Genomic DNA, 18,601 nt, shown 5'->3' on the forward strand with positions numbered 1-18,601 from the left:
CTTATGGTGTCACAGCATGAGTGGCGTTCGGCAAAGCGTCCTCAGCAGGAGAGGCAGGCTGCACGTCCTCAGGCTTAGTCTTAGTAGTAGGCTGAGTCCCAGATTGGTCATGTAGCTTTTCGCTGTCAGGAACATGAGCTATGTATTCAAACACACGAACAACTTTAACCACCCCTGTAGTGGTGCTGGCAATTTGCGTTGCTGAATCCGCTTCGTTATGGGTGAGTATGCCCATTAAATACACCACATGATTCTCCGTGGTGGTATTAATCTGTGCGGGAGAGAAGGTGCCGTTTGCATCGGTATAAAATCTTGTCTTAACCTTACTGGTGATATAGGCATCCTCTGCTCGACTAGACAAGGACAAGTTAGGTCCCACAGTTAATTGATTAATGACTGTTAAAACATTAGTGGTTTTTTGGGCCAGACTTACCACGTCATTCAGGGTCTGAGAATCAGGTACTTCACCCACTAAGAGTAAATGTCTATTAAAGCTCATGGTCACCACATGAACTTTATCGTTGTATTTTTCATCAATACTGTTATTGGCTCTAATTTCTATCTCTTGGTCTTCAAGTTGAGTGGCTGAAGTTCTTCTATCTGCAATCACAAATCCAGTTCCCACGACACCAGTTGCCACAATTGGAAAACAAGCCTGTAATAAAGGGAGTGTAAATAAAATAAGAAGCAGCCCTAATATTTTTTTCTTTCTATATCCGATCATTCTTCAACTCCCAATAAAATACAATCAATAGCATCGCACAAACAGTGCAACACCAACAAATGCACCTCTTGAATACGCGCTGTGACTGTTGAGTTCACGCAAATATGCACATCATTACCATCTAAGAGCTCAGCCATTTGACCTCCCCTTTACCAGTTAGCGCCACCACCGACATTTCACGCTCATGGGCAACTTTAACGGCTTCAATGATATTAGCTGAATTACCTGAAGTAGAAATAGCCAGCAACACATCCCGACTGTGCCCTAACCCCCTAACTTGTTTGGAAAAAATTTCGTTGTAATGATAATCGTTGGCAATGGAGGTAAGGGTTGAAGAGTCGGTGGTTAGAGCGATGGCGGCCAATGGCGGGCGCTCCATCTCAAAACGATTCAGTAATTCCGCCGCAAAGTGCTGCGCATCGGCAGCAGAACCACCATTACCACAAGCCAAAATTTTACCTTCATTAAGAAGACACTGAAACATTTTTTCAGCAGCCATGGCAATGGGTGACGAGAGCTCATTAGCTAAAGTTAGTTTTAAGTTTGCACTATCAGTAAAATGACGTGTCACGCGTTTAATTAAATCCATAGTCGCTTTTTATTGATAAGAAATATGAAAAGATTATACTTGTCTTAGAACTCTGTCATCTTTTTTTCCTAGGACTTTTGATGAATCATACTCCACCGGGCACTCTCTTTGTGGTGGCAACCCCCATCGGTCACCGAGCTGACGCTAGCCAAAGAATGATTTCTACCCTACAACAGGTGTCGCTGATTGCCGCTGAAGATACCCGACACTCTCAGCCACTGCTCTCTCATTATGACATCACCACGCCATTGTGTTCGTTACATGAACATAATGAACACTCTCAAAGCCAACAACTCGTTGATAAACTCCTTAAAGGAGAATCTATTGCTGTCATCTCAGACGCTGGCACGCCTGGCATTAGTGACCCGGGACAAGTTCTCGTACAACTGGCTCACCAACACCATATTCCAGTCTCTCCCATTCCCGGGGCTAATGCCGCCATCTCATTAATGAGCGTAACCGGCTTTAAGAATGGGCGCTTTTTATTCATTGGTTTTCTACCCACCAAAACTCAAGAAAGAGCGACGCTACTCAAAGAACTCAAGGAAGAACCTTACACTCTCCTCTTTTATGAAGCCCCTCATCGCATCAAGGAGACCTTAAGTACTCTCTGTGATGTGTTTGGTGAAGATAGATCTATTGTGATAGGGCGAGAATTAACTAAATTATTTGAAGAAGTTCATTCAACCACTCTAGGCGAGGCCATCATCTGGGTTAGTGACAACCCTAACCGTCGCAAGGGAGAGTATGTATTGGCCGTGGAAGCGTATCAAGTTGATCAAAGAACTCTCGATGAAACCCGCCATGACAAGCTGATCACTGAGCTACTCAGTAAACTTTCATTAAGTGATGCGGTAAAACTTGCGGTTAATATTACGGGAGAGAAAAAGAACTTTCTCTACGACAGAGCACTTCGTCTTGCTACTCCCTAAAGTTATTAAATTGCAGTGGTTGATTTAGCTCACTGGATTTAATGAGCCCAATAGCTTCTTGCAACGTATCTCTTTTAGCACCAGAAACCCGCACTACTTCTCCTTGAATAGAGCCCTGTACTTTCATTTTACTGTCTTTCAGTAATTTAATGATTTTCTTTGCTAGTTCAGTTTCAATACCCACTTTTACCGTCACCTGTTGCTTTACCTTGCTGCCACTAATGGCTTCGATATTTTTCAAATCAAGACTACGAATATCTATCCCACGCTTAACAAGACGCATATTCAGAATTTCTTTAACTTGATCTAATTTAAATTCATCATCGGCAAAGACAGTTAACTCATAGTCAGATTGCTCAACACGGGCGTCAGAGCCTTTAAAGTCAAAACGGTTGCCTACTTCTTTGTTAGTCTGCTCCACCGCATTTTTAATTTCCTGTTTATCTACTTCAGAAACAATATCAAAAGAAGGCATAATCTTTTCCTATTATTTTCTCAACCGGGCGGCAATTCTCATGCGCAAAGCGTTTAAACGAATAAAACCGGCCGCATCGGACTGCTGATAAGCGCCACCATCCTCTTCAAAAGTTGAAATAGCAGGATCAAACAGGGAGTCGGTTGTTGAGTCACGACCTACTACCATCACGTTTCCTTTGTATAATTTTAAACGAACCCAACCATTGACATGAACTTGGGTATCATCAATTAATTTTTGCAGGGCTTGACGCTCGGGACTCCACCAATATCCTGTGTAAATTAAAGAAGCATAACGGGGCATTAGATCATCCTTCAAATGAGCCACTTCGCGATCTAACGTGATCGATTCAATGGCGCGATGAGCTTTTAATAAAATAGCTCCTCCAGGTGTTTCATAGCAGCCCCGTGATTTCATCCCCACATAACGATTTTCCACTAAATCTAGGCGACCAATACCATGCATACCACCCAAACGGTTAAGCTCTGTTAATACCTGAGCCGGGGTCATGGCTTTGCCATCAATGGCCACGACATCGCCTTGATTAAAAGTTAAATCAATATATTGTGCTTCATTAGAGGCTTGTTCAGGAGATAGCGTCCAGCGCCACATATCCTCTTCAGGTTCCCGTGCCGGATCCTCTAGCCCTTTACCTTCATAGGAAATATGCAATAAATTGGCATCCATACTATACGGACTGCCGCCTGTTTTATGTTTCATTTCCACAGGAATGCCATGTTTCTCTGCATAAGCCAAGAGCTTTTCACGGGAAGTTAAATCCCATTCACGCCAAGGAGCAATGACTTTAATGCTAGGCTCTAAGGCGTAGTAACCCAACTCAAAGCGAACTTGATCGTTGCCTTTTCCTGTTGCACCATGGGAGACGGCATCGGCGCCAGTTTCTCTGGCAATTTCAATTTGGCGTTTGGCAATTAAAGGTCGTGCAATACTGGTTCCCAGTAAATACTCCCCCTCATAAATAGCATTGGCACGAAACATGGGGAACACAAAGTCGCGGGCAAACTCCTCACGCAAATCATCAATATAAATATGACGAATACCAAATTGCAGAGCCTTAGCACGGGCGGGCTCCAACTCCTCACCTTGACCAATATCTGCTGTAAAAGTAATCACTTCACATTGATAAGTATCTTGTAACCATTTCAAAATAACAGAGGTATCTAAACCACCAGAATAAGCTAACACAACTTTTTTTACATCACTCATACTCATGTTTGTTAAACCTTTAAGAATTGGGTAAACGACCTAATAATAAATATTCCATTAACGCTTTTTGTACATGAAGACGGTTTTCCGCCTCATCCCAGACCACGCTTTGATTGCCCTCTAAGACTTCCCCTGAAACTTCTTCACCACGATGGGCTGGCAGGCAATGCATAAAGAGTGCATCGTCCTTAGCCTGTTGCATCAATAGGCTATTCACCTGAAAGGGAGCAAAGGCACTCTTGCGCTCTTCTGTTTCCTGTTCGAAACCCATACTGGTCCACACGTCCGTAGTGACTAAATCCGCTTGATTAACCGCCTCTAGGGGATCTTTAAATACTTGCAAATGGGAGAGCTCCTCCTCAGGAAATTGGCTAATATCAATGCCATATCCCTCTGGGGTAGAGACATGTAGCTGAAAATTAAATAAGTGCGCAGCCTGCAACCAAGTATTAGCCATATTGTTGCCATCACCAATCCAGGCCACCGTTTTACCACTCATTGAACCACGATGCTCAATAAAGGTAAAAATATCCGCCATAATCTGACAGGGATGATATTGATTCGTCAGCCCATTGATAACAGGCACCCGAGAGTAAGCAGAGAAACGTTCAATTATCGACTGATCAAAGGTGCGAATCATCACCAAATCCACCATGCGTGAGATAACTCTTGCCACATCTTCAATAGGCTCACCGCGACCCAACTGTGTTTCACCAGTAGTAAGATTAATAGAAGAGCCCCCTAGCTGATGAATACCTGCTTCAAAGGAAACCCTTGTACGAGTACTTTGTTTTTCAAAGACCATGGCCAGCATACGGTCCTTTAATGGATGGTAAATGGCATAGGCCTTAAACATTGCCTTGATAACTTTTGCACGCTGAAAGAGATAATCAAACTCTTCCTTTGTAAAATCCTTTAGCTGCAGAAAATGTTTCACAAGCTCACCCGTTTAAATAATCTTTAATTAGAGAGATCACTAAATCTACAATCTTTGTGGCTTCCTCTTGGTTGATAATAAGGGGAGGCAATAAACGTACCACTTTATCGGAGGTCACATTGATCAACAAACCCTGAGCTAAGCCGTGCGTCACTAACTCTGCACAGGGGCGATCCAACTCGATACCTAACATAAGACCTTTTCCTCTAATATCCACCACCCCCAGGAGAGGTGATAACTCAGTAGTTAAGCGCTCTTTCATATACTGCCCCAAATGCGCCGCATTGTGCAGAAGATTTTCCTCTGTCATAATTTCTAAGGTAGCCAGAGCAGCAGCACACACCAACGGGCCACCACCAAAGGTGGTACCGTGATTACCAGGCTTAAATACGTCGGTTGCTTTACCTGCAGCAAGACAAGCGCCAATGGGAACGCCTGAGCCCAAACCCTTGGCTAAGGCCAGCACATCAGGCTTCACGCCCATGTCTTCAAAGGCAAACCAGCCACCTGTACGACCAATCCCTGTTTGCACTTCATCGATCATGAAGAGCCAATCATGTTGATGACAGAGCTGGTTTAAGGCTTGAATATAGCTTGTATCAGCGACACGAATACCGCCCTCTCCCTGAATGGGCTCCAACAATACAGCGACAATATTACGATTATTTTGGGCTACAGCCTTCACAGCGTCTAAGTCATTAAAAGGCACTCTCACAAAGCCTGCCACTAAAGGCTCAAAGCCTGCTTGGGCTTTACGACTGCCGGTCGCCGATAAGGTGGCAATAGTGCGTCCATGCCATGCTTTCTCCATCACAATGATAGTCGGCTGCTCTATACCTTTATGGTGGCCGTAAAGTCTAGCTAATTTAATCGCTGCTTCATTGGCTTCAGCGCCCGAGCTACAGAAAAACGCTTGGTCCATTTGTGCTATGGCACATAATTTATTGGCCAATTCCTCTTGTCTTAACACACGGTAAATATTCGAGGTATGAATAAGTTGTGCCGCCTGATCACTGATTGCTTTGACTAACTTTGGATGGGCGTGACCCACCCCGTTCACAGCGATCCCTGAGAGGGCATCCAGATAAACACGGTCATTTTCATCCCACAACCACGCTCCCTTTCCTTTCACAAAAGCAATGGGTTGTCTTGCATAGGTATTCATCAAGTGGCTCATTACAACTTACCTCAAAATGGTTAACTACAAATGAAATCGGCGACGATATTACTATCGCCGCCGTCACGTGCTTAATTTAAACTGCGGGTATTAAGCGGCCATTGATTTGACTGCAGCAGAAAGACGACTCTTAGTACGTGCAGCGGTATTTTTATGAATAATTTTTTTATCAGCGATACTATCAATGGTACTCACAGTATCCTTAAAAACAGTCTGTGCAACAACTTTGTCGCCTGCTTCCACTGCTTTACGTACTTTTTTCACAGCCGTACGCAAGGTTGAGCGCAAAGACATATTGTGAGCGCGGGTTGCTTCAGCTTGGCGGGCACGTTTTTCCGCTTGAGCGGTATTAGCCATGTGTGACTCCTTAAAAATCATTAAGTCTCAGAAAAGGGTAATTATTCTAAGACACATAAATAGTGAACTGTGTATTTTAAATTATTTTCTATTAAAAATCAATCCCTCACTACACTACCCTTAACGCCAAATAGAAACGTCTGCTTTTGCTGTTTCCCTTGCACCACGGTGTTGCGTCGTGTCAATGCCTTATCAACTTGGCCATTGATCAATTTGCCATCGGCCACCACCGACTGTCGTTTCGGTTTACCCTTGACGCTGGGAGTTAGGAATAAACGTATGTCGCGCGGTATCTTTTTCCCCAACAACCGGATCCAAGCCGTCAGACTCTCGTAGAGGATTTGATATGGGATTGCCAGCTCAACAGGCTCCCTACCAGAAAGTCTTATGCTCATCTGCCATCATTAACATGGCGATTAAGATCTTAAATACGGTAAGATAAGTGGACCTAACAGCCTTATCAATAAACAATACTTGTTATTAACAATCACCATGAATCTTATTAAAGCGTTAGCCCAAACCAGTAGTATGACGTTACTATCACGTATATTGGGCTACATTCGTGATGCCGTTATTGCTCATTCTTTTGGTGCAGGAGGCTTAACAGATGCTTTTTTTGTGGCTTTTAGGATTCCTAATCTATTACGTCGTCTTTTTGCTGAAGGCGCCTTCTCTCAAGCCTTTGTCCCACTGTTAGCTGACGTCAAAGCCCAACATGGCGACGAGTCTGCTAAAAGCCTCATCGATCATGTATCGAGCTTTCTTACTCTTGTAGTGTTTATCACAACTTTACTGGGTATTATCTTTGCTCCACAAGTTGTCTACTTATCCGCACCAGGGTTTAGAGCTGACAGCGTCAAATTTCATACAACCGTTGATTTATTAAGAGTCACTTTTCCTTATATATTTTTTATTACCTTAGTATCTTTATCGGCAGGGATATTAAATACATGGAATCGTTTCTGGATTCCAGCCTTCACACCTGTGTTATTAAATTTATCTTTTATTTTATGTGCCCTCTTCTTAGCCCCCCATCTTCATGCTCCCATCATGGCATTAGCTTGGGGAGCATTGATGGGAGGGCTATTTCAACTACTCTTTCAAATTCCTTTCTTAAAACATATTAATATGTTGCCACGCTTTCGCTTGGCTTTACATGACCAAGGGGTTAGGCGAGTATTAAAACTGATGGCTCCTGCTATTATTGGCGTATCTGTTGGGCAAATCAGCTTATTAGTGAGCACTATTTTTGCTTCTTTTCTCCCCACAGGTAGCGTTTCCTGGTTATTTTATGCTGATCGATTAATGGAGTTTCCCACAGGGTTATTAGGTGCAGCCTTAGGTACTATTTTATTGCCCTCACTGGTTAAGCATCACAGTTTAGGTCATGAGGATCGCTATTCTGATTTACTGGATTGGGGTTTAAGACTAACCCTCGTATTAACGATTCCTGCGGCAGCGGCACTGGCCGTAGCGGGCATTCCTCTTATCAGTACGCTGTTTTTAAGAGGTGCTTTTATGGAGTCTGATGCCACTCAGGTTTACCATGCCTTGATCGCTTATAGTCTTGGTTTAACAGGGTTAATTGGTGTCAAAATTCTTGCTCCCGGGTTTTATGCCAGACAGGACATTAAAACTCCCGTCAAAATTGCTATTATGGTTCTCTTGATTACGCAAATAATGAATGCTCTCTTTATGCAATTTTTTGCTCATGCAGGTTTGGCTCTTGCCACAGGGTTAGGCGCATGTATTAACGCCACCTGGCTATTACTAGGCTTAAAAAAACGCGGACTCTATCATGCTAAGGCAGGCTGGCCTCTCTATCTTTTTAAGATTGCTATGGCAACGCTCATCATGAGTGCTATTTTGTGGTGGGGGCAAGGTAGCCCTTCGCTATGGTTAACAGGCAGTACTCTAGAACGGTTAATTAGATTAATCCCCTTGTTGACTATTGCCGCAATAAGTTACTTTTTAAGTTTGTGGTTAATGGGGATACGTTTTCATCATTTCAAAAAAGAAGGAGCCTAATCTCCAAGTCTTTTCACTTAATCTTTAAAATAAGGACCGCCACTCAAACTCTAGTCACCGCACTCACAACAGAGTGCTGGGTATTGGCTCTAACAATCTAAAGACTAGGTAGCGTAGATCATAATTCAATCCATTCCTTCAAAAATAGATCAAAGGAATGGTTAAGTTAATTGTCATCACCTTCTTTAACAATTGCTTCTCGGACAATATCAGAAGTCAATTGTGGTGCAAATAGCTCGATGAAATCATAGGTATACTGTCGCAGAAAAGCACCGCGTCGAATACCAATACGGGTAGTACTGTTTTCAAAAAGATGACTGACATCAATGGCTCTCAAACCACTATCACGTTCTTTATCGTAAGCCATCGCAGCAATTATCCCCACGCCCATATCAAGCTCAACATAAGTTTTAATCACATCTGCATCAAGAGCGGTGAGTACCATATTTGGAGTTAACTCTTCTCGCTCAAAGGCTTGATTGATTTTAGAGCGACCTGTGAATGAAAAATCGTAAGTAATTAATGGATACTTCGCTAATTGTTTGAGAGTGATTTTTTTTTCCGCTAACAGAGGATGAGTAGGTTGCACCACTAGACAGCGATTCCACTGGTAACAGGGTAGAACACATAAATCAGCAAATTGATCCATCCCTTCAGTAGCAATAGCAATATCCGCTTTTCCTGCTACCACCTCTTCAGACACATCTATGGGGTTTCCCTGATGCAGAACTAATTTTACGAGCGGATAACGCTGTGCAAATTGATGAATAATAGGAGGCAACACATAACGTGCTTGCGTATGGGTGGTTGCGATAGTGAGGCTTCCTGCGCTTTCATGACTAAATTCACGTCCTGCCTCAAGTAAATTTTTTGCTTCCAACAAAACATTTTGTGCCATTTTAACTATACGTACCCCAGGTTCTGTAATCCCAACAATACGTTTACCATTGCGCACAAAGACATCCACTCCAAGTTCTTCTTCCAGTAAACGAATTTGTTTACTAATTCCAGGTTGAGAGGTATGAAGGTTCTCAGCAGCCTGTGACACATTAAGTCCTGCTTGAGCCACTTCCACAAGATATCTTAATTGTTGTAATTTCATTGGAGGTCGATCCTATATAACATTTAGTTTTATAGAAAAAAGATAATATTCCTTAATATTTTATAGGATTGATGGTTAACATGTCTTTTTATTTTGGTTACACAAGACATGCATTGGTCTTACGCCCTGTCTGGGTTATTAGGTGGATTTCTAGTCGGATTAACCGGAGTGGGCGGTGGATCCTTGATGACCCCTTTACTCATTTTAGTATTTAAAATCAATCCTTTGAGCGCAGTGGGGACGGATCTTCTTTACGCGGCAATTACCAAACTCAGCGGTACTCTCATTCATCATCGTAAAAAAAATATTGATTGGCACGCTGTGACTTATTTAAGTTTAGGCAGTATTCCAGCCTCTCTCATTACCCTGTCATTAGCTGGTAGTCGTTGGCATCAGGAGAGTTTCCGAGGAGCCATTCGCTACTCTTTAGCGCTTGCTTTGTTTCTTACCGCTTTAGCCTTGTTGTGGGGTTGGCGCAACCTTTATCGCCGCGAAGACACCATTAAACTAGCCAAAGAGATTCCTTATAAGCGTCCTATCTCAATTGTTATAGGGATGATCATTGGTTCGTTAGTAACCCTATCCTCAGTGGGCGCGGGGGCAGTAGGAACCACGGCTCTTCTACTTTTATACCCAAAGCTCCCTTTATCAAAGATAATTGGCACAGATATCGCCCATGCCATCCCCATCACTCTGATTGCCGGCATGGGGCATTTGGCTCTAGGGGAAATTAACTTTTCATTACTCGTTAATTTATTAATTGGTTCCATTCCAGGTATTTGGCTTGGTACCCAACTAAATAGCAAAATTTCAGAGAAAATCACTCGTCCTCTACTCGCTATTCTCCTAGCCGGCATTGCTTTCAAGCTCGTATTGAATTAACTAGATGAGTTGAGAAGAGCCTCTGCACTCTATGCGCAAAGGGTTTACCTTTAAACAATTTATAAAAAGGATACAGGACACTATAGAATTCAGTTCAGACAAAAACGCCAAGAAACGTTAAAATTACATATTTTACGTCTTAAGATGCACATTCATTTAGGGTTATCTCAACCCTTAACCAACTTTTGTGCCTTAACCATAGGCAACTTTGACGGAGTCCATTTAGGTCATCAAATGATGATCGAACAAGTGGTAACTCAGGCACGAGCACGTCATTTAGATAGTGTGGTCATGACCTTTGAACCCCATCCTAAAGATTTTTTCGCTCCTCAATTCAGTCAACCTCGTTTAACTAGCCTAAGAGAAAAAATTGAATTACTTGAAGCGGTCAATGTAGATCACGTGGTGATTTTACGCTTTAATCATGATTTAGCTAACACCTCAGCAGAAGAATTCGTTAATCGCATCCTCAATCAACAACTGCATACCCGTTATTTACTGGTTGGTGATGATTTTCGTTTTGGCGCCAAACGACAAGGAGATTTTGCTTATCTCGCTACCCGTTCTAAAGAATCAGGCTTTATCTGTGAATCTATGAACAGCCATAAGGTGGGACAAGAACGCGTGTCAAGTAGCGCTATTCGTGAAGCCTTACAGCACGGTCTACTAGACACTGCTCGCAAACTACTAGGTCGTCCTTTCTTTATCAGTGGGCGTGTAGCCTTTGGTAAACAATTAGGCAGAACCATAGGCTATCCCACAGCCAATATCCCTTTGGGGAGAAGAATACCCCCATTACAAGGTATTTTTGCTGTTACAGTAGAGGGACTAAATAAAGAGTCACTTAAAGGGGTAGCCAGTCTTGGAACCAGACCTTCGGTAGAATCCAACCATGAACCTTGGTTAGAGGTTCACCTCTTTAATTTTAATGAGACCATTTATGGTCAACGGATTCATGTCAATTTTTATCATAAGATACGTGATGAAGCAGAATTCACTACTCTTGATGCTTTGATTAAACAAATTGATTCAGACGCTGAACAAGCAAAAGCCTACTTTACATCACACACACTATGACTGATTATAAAAAAACACTTAATTTACCCGATACCACCTTCGCTATGCGTGCGGATCTTGCAAAGCGTGAACCGCAATGGATTCAACGCTGGATGGAGCAAAAACGTTATCAACAATTACGCCAAATCACCCAAGGTCGTCCTAAATATATTCTTCATGACGGCCCACCCTATGCGAATGGTGATATTCATATTGGTCATGCTGTTAATAAAATTCTAAAAGATATCATTATTAAGAGTAAAACTCTCTCTGGTTTTGATGCGCCTTATATTCCAGGGTGGGACTGCCATGGTTTACCTATTGAATTACAAGTAGAAAAAAAACACGGTAAAAACATCGATGCCAAACAATTCAGACAATTGTGCCGCACTTATGCTCTTGAGCAAGTAACTAAACAAAAAGCGGATTTTATTCGCCTTGGCGTGAGTGCTGACTGGGATAACCCTTATCTCACGCTTTCTCCGGCAACAGAGGCTAATATTGTTAGATCCTTAAGTCAGTTATGGCAACGAGGCTATCTTCATCAAGGCCAAAAACCTGTTAATTGGTGCTTAGATTGCGGCTCGGCTTTGGCTGAGGCAGAAGTGGAATATGAAAACAAAATCTCTCCTGCTGTTGATGTGGGGTTTACTGTTACTAATAAAAAAGATTTAGAAGAAAAACTGCACCTATCACTCAATGATAAACCTATTTTAGCCGTCATATGGACCACGACTCCTTGGACATTACCTGGCAACGAAGCGGTATGCGTTAATCCAGAACTCCCCTACAGCCTAATAGAAACGAATAATAATTATTTATTGCTAGCCAGTGATTTAGTTAAGGACTGTCTTCTCCGTTATCAATTATCAGGAAACACTATTGCAAGCATGCCAGGGCGTGAATTAGAAGGACTACTTCTTACTCACCCACTCTTTGATAAACAAGTCCCCATGATTTTAGGGGATCATGTATTCGCTGATTCTGGAACAGGGTTAGTTCATACCGCTCCTGCTCATGGTATGGATGACTATATAGTTGGGCTTCGTTATCAATTACCTGTGAAAAGCCCTGTCGCCGATAATGGTTGCTTCATAGAGGGGACACCTCTAGTGGCTGGGCAGTTTGTATGGAAAGCGAATCCTATTATTGTGGCTAAACTAACAGAAACCAAACATTTATTAGCACACAATGAATTTAATCATAGTTATCCCCATTGCTGGAGACATAAAACACCGATTATCTTTAGAGCTACAGCACAATGGTTCATTACCATGGATAATCAACCTGAGCATTCCCCTTCCCTCAGAGCTACTGCCTTAAAAGAAGTAGGAAACACCGCCTTTTTTCCACATTGGGGACAAGCGCGACTCAAAGCCATGATTGAAAACCGTCCCGACTGGTGCGTCTCGAGGCAACGCGCTTGGGGAGTACCTATCCCCTTTTATGTGCACAAACAAACAGGTGAACTTCATCCCAATACTAAAGAAATTACTGAGAAAATTGCTCAGCGTATTGAAACTGAGGGAATTGACGCTTGGTTTGATGCCGCCATTGATGAGTTATTGGGAGATGACGCCCAACATTATCGAGCCCTTAAGGACACCTTAGATGTTTGGTTTGATTCAGGAACCACACATTTTTCAGTACTCGATCAACGCGCAGAAGTTCACAGCCCTGCGGATCTGTATTTGGAAGGGTCGGATCAACATCGTGGTTGGTTTCAGTCCTCTCTGCTCACATCAGTTGGGATGAAATCTCACGCACCCTATAAAGCACTTCTCACCCACGGTTTTGTGGTGGACGGTGAAGGCCGTAAAATGAGTAAGTCTCTCGGCAATGTGATCTTTCCTCAAGAAGTGATCAAAAATCTGGGGGCTGATAACTTACGCCTGTGGGTTGCTAGCACAGATTATTCGGGAGAGCTTAATTTATCCGATGAAATTTTAAAACGTGTGGTGGAGTCTTATCGACGTATTAGAAATACCTTACGTTTTTTATTGGCCAACATCTCTGATTTTGATATCCATACACACGCCACTCCGGTAGAGAACTGGTTAGACATTGATCGTTACGCCGTATGTTTGACCACAGCGCTTCAGGAAGAAATTAAAGGCTACTATGAACGCTTTGAGTTCCACTTGGTAGCGCAACGAATCCAAACTTTCTGCTCTGAGGATTTGGGCGGTTTCTACCTTGACATTCTGAAGGATAGACTCTACACCTCTCACGTGAACAGTGCAGCTCGACGCTCAGCGCAAACAGCTTTATTTCATATCACTCATGCATTACTGCGCTGGATAGCGCCCATTCTAACCTTTACCGCTGAAGAGGCTTGGCTTACTATTCATCAACAACCCGAAGAATCGGACATGTCAATTTTTCATGAACAATGGTATTGCATGCCAGTCATCAATAATGCCACCGTGACTCTTCAAGAATGGATGACCATAAGAGAGTTGCGATCTTTAGTCCAAAAACAATTAGAGCAAGCAAGAACTGAGGGCTCAATTGGATCCTCATTGAAAGCGGAGGTAGAGCTATATGTTGATTCCACACTACTGGCGTTTCTACAGCCCGTCCAAGACGACTTACGCTTTATTCTGATCACTGCCGAGGTAAGTCTTCATCCATTGGCACAACCAGAGCTTGAGGGGCCATCTGTAATTGACATCGCTTGTAACAGTCAAACTAGCCGTTTTAAGGTATCTGTGAAAGCCAGTGATCATCAAAAATGTGAACGCTGCTGGCACTATCGTTTTGACGTTGGTCAGGACAGTGTTCACCCCCTACTGTGTGGGCGCTGCATTAAAAATATTGCTGGCCAACAAGAAAATCGTCACTATGCGTAAAATCACACTCTACTTTGTTATTGTTTTACTGGTTATCAGCGTGGATCAATGGACAAAGAGCTGGGTATCAGCGCACTTAATTCCTTATCAAGGAATGATCACCATAAATGCCTTCTTCAATATTGTATTAGCTAAAAATCCAGGAGCCGCCTTTAGTTTATTGGCTAACGCAGGCGGTTGGCAACGTTATTTCTTCACCGCCATTGCCATGGCAGCTGTATTATGGTTATTAATATTAATTTATCGACATCAGCAAGAAAGGTTTTTTTCCAGTGGTTTAAGCTTGATTCTTGGTGGGGCCCTCGGTAATCTAATTGATCGTTTACACACAGGAGTTGTCACAGACTTTATTCAGTGGCACGTAGGAGAGCATTATTGGCCCTCTTTTAACCTGGCTGATTCCGCCATTACCCTAGGGGTAATATGTCTAATATTGGATGGTTTTTCTAAAAAAAATGACTGATTGGCTAAAACTCATTCGTGCAAAAATATTGGTTACTCAGCGCCCCATGAAGCCTGGGGCAGTGAGTGATAATCCTAGAATTCCCCCGGGACAAACGGAGGTGTCAAACTTTCCTATTCTTGATTTAGGTTTTCGTCCTGATATTCCTTTAGAAAACTGGGAACTTAAGGTGTTTGGCCTAGTTCACCATGAACAACAACTTAACTGGCAAAATTTACTTTCTCTGCCACAAAATGAAGTGACCGCTGACTTTCATTGTGTTACCCGTTGGTCTCAACTGGATATGGTTTGGCGCGGCGTGCTTGCCAGAGACCTCTTACTGAAAGCTGAGCCTCTCAATGAAGCTCGTTTTGTTACTCTGCACGGTTATGATAACTACACGACTAATTTACCTCTTGAAGCGCTACTTGATGATGATGTAATTATTGCCTATCAACTGTTTAATAAGCCGATCACCCAAGAGCATGGCGGACCGGTTCGTATGATTGTACCCAAACGCTACGCCTGGAAGGGGTCTAAATGGTTAAAAGCCATTGAGTTACACGCCAAGGATCGCCCTGGTTTTTGGGAGGTGAGAGGCTATCATAATGATGCCAATCCATGGTTAGAGGAGCGTTTTGGTTTTCCACCAGAGGACTGCGAATAATATGGATAAAGCCATCCCCATTTTGCTGGCTAATCCCCGAGGGTTTTGTGCCGGCGTTGACCGCGCCATTGATATTGTTGAGCAAGCACTCAAACGTTTTGGAGCCCCGATCTATGTCCGCCATGAGGTGGTTCATAATCGTTTTGTGGTAGAGGATTTGAAAAACAAAGGCGCTATATTTATTGAAGAATTAGTAGAAGTTCCAACGGGCGCCACTGTTATTTTTAGTGCCCATGGCGTTTCTCTCAAAGTACGTCAAGAAGCTCATGATCGCGGACTAAAGATATTTGATGCCACTTGTCCATTAGTCACTAAAGTGCATACTGAAGTCACAAGACTTAACAGTATGGGACGAGAAATTGTGATGATTGGTCATAAAGGTCACCCAGAAGTAGAGGGCACCTTAGGGCAAGCTAAAAACAACATTTATTTGGTCGAAACTCCCGAGGATGTCGCCAAGCTAGCCATTCACAACCCTAATGAGTTAGCTTTTGTAACGCAAACTACTTTATCCGTGGATGATGCTCAAAAAGTAATTCAAGCATTAAAGAAGCGTTTTCCCCTTATTCAGGGTCCAAGAAAAGATGATATTTGTTACGCTACACAAAATCGTCAAGATGCAGTTAAACAGCTGAGTAAGCAAGCTGACGTAGTAATTGTGGTGGGCTCTCCCACGAGTTCTAACTCAAATCGTTTAAGAGAAGTTGCAGAAAACCTTGGAGTAAGTGCTTACATGGTTGATCGCGCTCAAGATATCAACCCAGACTGGTTAGTTAACAAGACTTCAATTGGAGTGACGGCAGGGGCTTCAGCACCTGAAATACTGGTTGATGAGGTGATTAATCGCCTTAAGGAACTGGGAGCGGACGAAGTCAAGGAGTTATCTGGCACCCCAGAAAATGTAGTTTTTCCACTTCCTAAAGCTCTGACCCATTGAAAATTAACTCTTTTTTTTAGTACACTAGGAACTACAGAGGAGAGACTCTTGTCATAGAGGTATATATCATGAATAGAACAGCTGATTTACTTAAACAACACGGTATCATTCCAACGCAACAACGGTTGATGATTGCTGACAAATTATTTGAACGTCGACAGCACATTTCTGCTGAGCGCCTTCTCGCCCTGGTCAATGAAACCCATGCTGAAGTTTCGAAAGCAACCATATACAACACACTAAATCTTTTTGCAGAAAAAGGTTTGGTTCGTGAAATTATCGTAGATCCTGAACGGGTTTTCTATGATACTTTTACAGGTGCACACCATCACTTTTTTGATGTGGAATCAGGCGAGCTCTCTGATATTGAATCAGATCTTCTTCGCGTAGAGGGATTACCGCAGCTTCCTCCTGGTATGATTCAGGAGAGTGTGGATATCGTAGTCCGCATTCGTCGTTCGAATCAACCCGAGATGTCTCATGCCACTTAATTTCATTTCATGACACCCACTGCTACCGTTATTCTTATCGGCGGCAGTGGCTTTGTCGGCCGTCATCTCACAGACATTCTTCTCCGAAATAACTATCAAGTTGTTATTGTCTCGCGCCACCATGAGGCCACTCACCACGCTAAGGAAGCCAGTTGGTTTCTGAATTCGAACTATAACCTTGATGAATTAACGCAACTATTTTCAGCAAGCGGCCCATCCTCCTTCGTCATTAACCTTGTGGGGCAGTTACACGATAAAAGAGGGGAACCCTTTGGTCCTGGTTTTAATGAGGCTCATGTAGAGTTGCCGACACGTCTTGTAGCGGCAATGAAATCCTCATCCCTCACCAGATTAATTCATGTCAGTTCAATAGGAGCCGGCCCTAACGCCCCCTCAATGTATCAACGCAGTAAAGGAGTAGGGGAAAAGGTGATCAAAGAGAGCCTTCTCAATTGGACTATTGTGCGACCTTCTGTCATTTTTGGGCGTGATGATCAGTTTATTCAGCTCTTTGCCTCCCTTTGTCGCGTATTTCCAGTGATACCTCTTGCCTCAAGCACTAGTCGTTTCCAACCTGTTTATGTAGGGGATGTGGCCTTAGCTATCAGCCAAGCCCTTCAACTTGAGAGCACCTGTTATCAGGTCATTGAGCTGGCAGGACCCTCGGTTTACTCTTTAAAAGAATTAGTGGAGGTTGCTGGACGCACCATAAACAAAAAGCCCTTAGTTATTCCCTTACCCCACACATTGGGATATTTACAGGCTCTTGTTTTTGAACATCTGCCTGGTAAAACTCTTATGAGCCGTGATAACTTAGCATCTATGAGTGAAGACAATATCTTACAAAATCAAGCCATACAACCTTTAAAGTATTTTTTTAACATTAACCCTACCCCCCTTGAGACTTTATTACCATGACTGATAACCGCCCTATTGCTTTGATTACCGGTGCGGGGAAACGTATAGGTAAAGCCATCGCCTTGACCCTTGCCAACCATGGTTGGGATATTGCTATTCATTATAATCAATCCAAAAATGAAGCCAGTTCAGTTCAATCATTAATACAGAATATGGGGAGGCGTGCAATAACTCTGTCCTGTGACTTAGGAGATATGGCACAAGTAACCACTCTTTGCCAAGAAGTCAAAACTCACTTAGGACATCCTATGTTGCTTGTGAATAACGCTTCTTTGTTTGAGTATGACAATCCCGATCATATTGATATGGCCCTTTTTGATTGGCATATGGCCATTAACGTTAAAGCAGCCTTAATTCTCTCTGAGTCATTTTTCCATCTACAAAAAGAAATAAACAGGCAAGGATTAATTGTTAATTTGCTAGACCAAAAACTCATTAACCCGAACCCAGATTATTTTTCCTATACCTTATCTAAAGCCGCCTTATCTGCTGCTATTCCTTTAATGGCTCAACACTACGCGCCACATGTCAGGGTAATGGGTATAGCGCCAGGCATAATACTCCCCTCAGGCCCCCAACTCACAAGTCATTTCGAACAAATACAGCAACTCAACCCTCTACAAAAAGCAGCGACCCCAGAGGATATTGCAAAAACAGTACTTTATCTGACAGAGGTAAATAGCCTTACTGGTAGTACAATTTTTGTGGATGCAGGACAACATCTGGTAACATCTACAAGAGATGTAATGTTTATTGATCCGAGCCAAATATCTCATTAAGGTGTTGTCAACGCTAAATAGAAATGTCC

Annotated in this window: 19 protein-coding genes and 1 pseudogene; 11 read left to right on the forward strand and 9 right to left on the reverse strand. The window is 42.8% G+C overall.

The window, feature by feature from the left end; genetic code table 11:
* Window position 1: 1 nt before the first annotated feature.
* A complete protein-coding gene (locus FERRO_RS01805; RefSeq protein ID WP_056929160.1) occupies window positions 2-724 on the reverse strand; it encodes a BON domain-containing protein in 723 nt (240 codons plus the stop codon).
* Window positions 721-1,313, reverse strand: a pseudogene (locus FERRO_RS01810) (phosphoheptose isomerase). The gene FERRO_RS01805 and the pseudogene FERRO_RS01810 overlap by 4 nt, the downstream one beginning before the upstream one ends.
* Before the next feature lie 80 nt (window positions 1,314-1,393).
* On the opposite strand from FERRO_RS01810, the gene rsmI reads away from it, so the two are divergent.
* Complete coding sequence (gene rsmI, locus FERRO_RS01815) at window positions 1,394-2,245, forward strand: 16S rRNA (cytidine(1402)-2'-O)-methyltransferase (protein WP_056929161.1); 852 nt, start codon at window positions 1,394-1,396, stop codon at window positions 2,243-2,245.
* On the opposite strand, the gene FERRO_RS01820 is transcribed toward rsmI, so the two are convergent.
* The 6 genes from FERRO_RS01820 to FERRO_RS01845 form a co-directional block, all read right to left on the reverse strand.
* Window positions 2,235-2,720, reverse strand: coding sequence for a YajQ family cyclic di-GMP-binding protein (locus FERRO_RS01820; protein ID WP_056929162.1), 486 nt, complete (start codon window positions 2,718-2,720; stop codon window positions 2,235-2,237). The genes rsmI and FERRO_RS01820 overlap by 11 nt on opposite strands.
* A 12-nt stretch (window positions 2,721-2,732) precedes the next feature.
* Window positions 2,733-3,947, reverse strand: coding sequence for an argininosuccinate synthase (locus FERRO_RS01825; protein ID WP_056929768.1), 1,215 nt, complete (start codon window positions 3,945-3,947; stop codon window positions 2,733-2,735).
* A gap of 19 nt (window positions 3,948-3,966) precedes the next feature.
* On the reverse strand, window positions 3,967-4,884 hold the full coding sequence (gene argF / locus FERRO_RS01830) for an ornithine carbamoyltransferase (RefSeq protein WP_056929163.1): 918 nt from the start codon (window positions 4,882-4,884) through the stop codon (window positions 3,967-3,969).
* Window positions 4,885-4,888: 4 nt separating this feature from the next.
* Window positions 4,889-6,061 (reverse strand): aspartate aminotransferase family protein, encoded by a 1,173-nt coding sequence (locus FERRO_RS01835; protein ID WP_056929164.1) that lies wholly within the window; start codon window positions 6,059-6,061, stop codon window positions 4,889-4,891.
* 90 nt (window positions 6,062-6,151) lie between these two features.
* The gene (gene rpsT, locus FERRO_RS01840; protein WP_056929165.1) at window positions 6,152-6,418 is read right to left on the reverse strand and encodes a 30S ribosomal protein S20; all 267 of its coding nucleotides are present in this window, start codon (window positions 6,416-6,418) and stop codon (window positions 6,152-6,154) included.
* Between the two features lie 98 nt (window positions 6,419-6,516).
* Window positions 6,517-6,813, reverse strand: coding sequence for a hypothetical protein (locus tag FERRO_RS01845; RefSeq protein WP_056929166.1), 297 nt, complete (start codon window positions 6,811-6,813; stop codon window positions 6,517-6,519).
* Between the two features lie 97 nt (window positions 6,814-6,910).
* Here FERRO_RS01845 and murJ point away from each other — a divergent pair, with 97 nt between their 5' ends.
* Window positions 6,911-8,446: a murein biosynthesis integral membrane protein MurJ gene (gene murJ / locus FERRO_RS01850; protein WP_056929769.1), complete on the forward strand. Its 1,536-nt coding sequence runs from the start codon at window positions 6,911-6,913 to the stop codon at window positions 8,444-8,446.
* 166 nt (window positions 8,447-8,612) lie between these two features.
* Here murJ and cysB read toward each other — a convergent pair whose 3' ends face one another.
* Complete coding sequence (gene cysB / locus FERRO_RS01855) at window positions 8,613-9,548, reverse strand: HTH-type transcriptional regulator CysB (RefSeq protein ID WP_056929167.1); 936 nt, start codon at window positions 9,546-9,548, stop codon at window positions 8,613-8,615.
* A gap of 108 nt (window positions 9,549-9,656) precedes the next feature.
* Between cysB and FERRO_RS01860 the strand changes: the two genes are divergently transcribed.
* The 9 genes from FERRO_RS01860 (at window position 9,657) to FERRO_RS01900 (ending at window position 18,572) form a co-directional block, all read left to right on the forward strand.
* Window positions 9,657-10,430 carry a sulfite exporter TauE/SafE family protein gene (locus tag FERRO_RS01860; RefSeq protein WP_056929168.1) on the forward strand — a complete coding sequence of 258 codons (774 nt, stop codon included), beginning with the start codon at window positions 9,657-9,659 and terminating at the stop codon, window positions 10,428-10,430.
* A gap of 144 nt (window positions 10,431-10,574) precedes the next feature.
* The gene (locus FERRO_RS01865) at window positions 10,575-11,507 is read left to right on the forward strand and encodes a bifunctional riboflavin kinase/FAD synthetase (RefSeq protein ID WP_056929169.1); all 933 of its coding nucleotides are present in this window, start codon (window positions 10,575-10,577) and stop codon (window positions 11,505-11,507) included.
* Window positions 11,504-14,338: an isoleucine--tRNA ligase gene (gene ileS, locus FERRO_RS01870; RefSeq protein WP_056929170.1), complete on the forward strand. Its 2,835-nt coding sequence runs from the start codon at window positions 11,504-11,506 to the stop codon at window positions 14,336-14,338. The genes FERRO_RS01865 and ileS overlap by 4 nt, the downstream gene beginning before the upstream one ends.
* On the forward strand, window positions 14,331-14,801 hold the full coding sequence (lspA, locus tag FERRO_RS01875) for a signal peptidase II (protein ID WP_056929171.1): 471 nt from the start codon (window positions 14,331-14,333) through the stop codon (window positions 14,799-14,801). Before ileS ends, lspA begins: the two co-directional genes overlap by 8 nt.
* Window positions 14,794-15,447 carry a sulfite oxidase-like oxidoreductase gene (locus tag FERRO_RS01880; RefSeq protein WP_056929770.1) on the forward strand — a complete coding sequence of 218 codons (654 nt, stop codon included), beginning with the start codon at window positions 14,794-14,796 and terminating at the stop codon, window positions 15,445-15,447. Before lspA ends, FERRO_RS01880 begins: the two co-directional genes overlap by 8 nt.
* Before the next feature lies 1 nt (window position 15,448).
* Window positions 15,449-16,384, forward strand: coding sequence for a 4-hydroxy-3-methylbut-2-enyl diphosphate reductase (gene ispH, locus FERRO_RS01885; protein ID WP_056929172.1), 936 nt, complete (start codon window positions 15,449-15,451; stop codon window positions 16,382-16,384).
* 68 nt (window positions 16,385-16,452) lie between these two features.
* A complete protein-coding gene (locus tag FERRO_RS01890; RefSeq protein WP_056929173.1) occupies window positions 16,453-16,875 on the forward strand; it encodes a Fur family transcriptional regulator in 423 nt (140 codons plus the stop codon).
* A 9-nt stretch (window positions 16,876-16,884) separates the two neighbouring features.
* Entirely contained in the window at window positions 16,885-17,793 is a 909-nt protein-coding gene (locus FERRO_RS01895; RefSeq protein WP_082601143.1) for a complex I NDUFA9 subunit family protein, read from the forward strand.
* On the forward strand, window positions 17,790-18,572 hold the full coding sequence (locus FERRO_RS01900; protein WP_082601144.1) for an SDR family oxidoreductase: 783 nt from the start codon (window positions 17,790-17,792) through the stop codon (window positions 18,570-18,572). The genes FERRO_RS01895 and FERRO_RS01900 overlap by 4 nt, the downstream gene beginning before the upstream one ends.
* Window positions 18,573-18,601 lie beyond the last annotated feature (29 nt).

Origin of the sequence: Ferrovum sp. JA12, from assembly GCF_001431705.1 — a bacterium.
Lineage (GTDB): Bacteria > Pseudomonadota > Gammaproteobacteria > Burkholderiales > Ferrovaceae > PN-J185.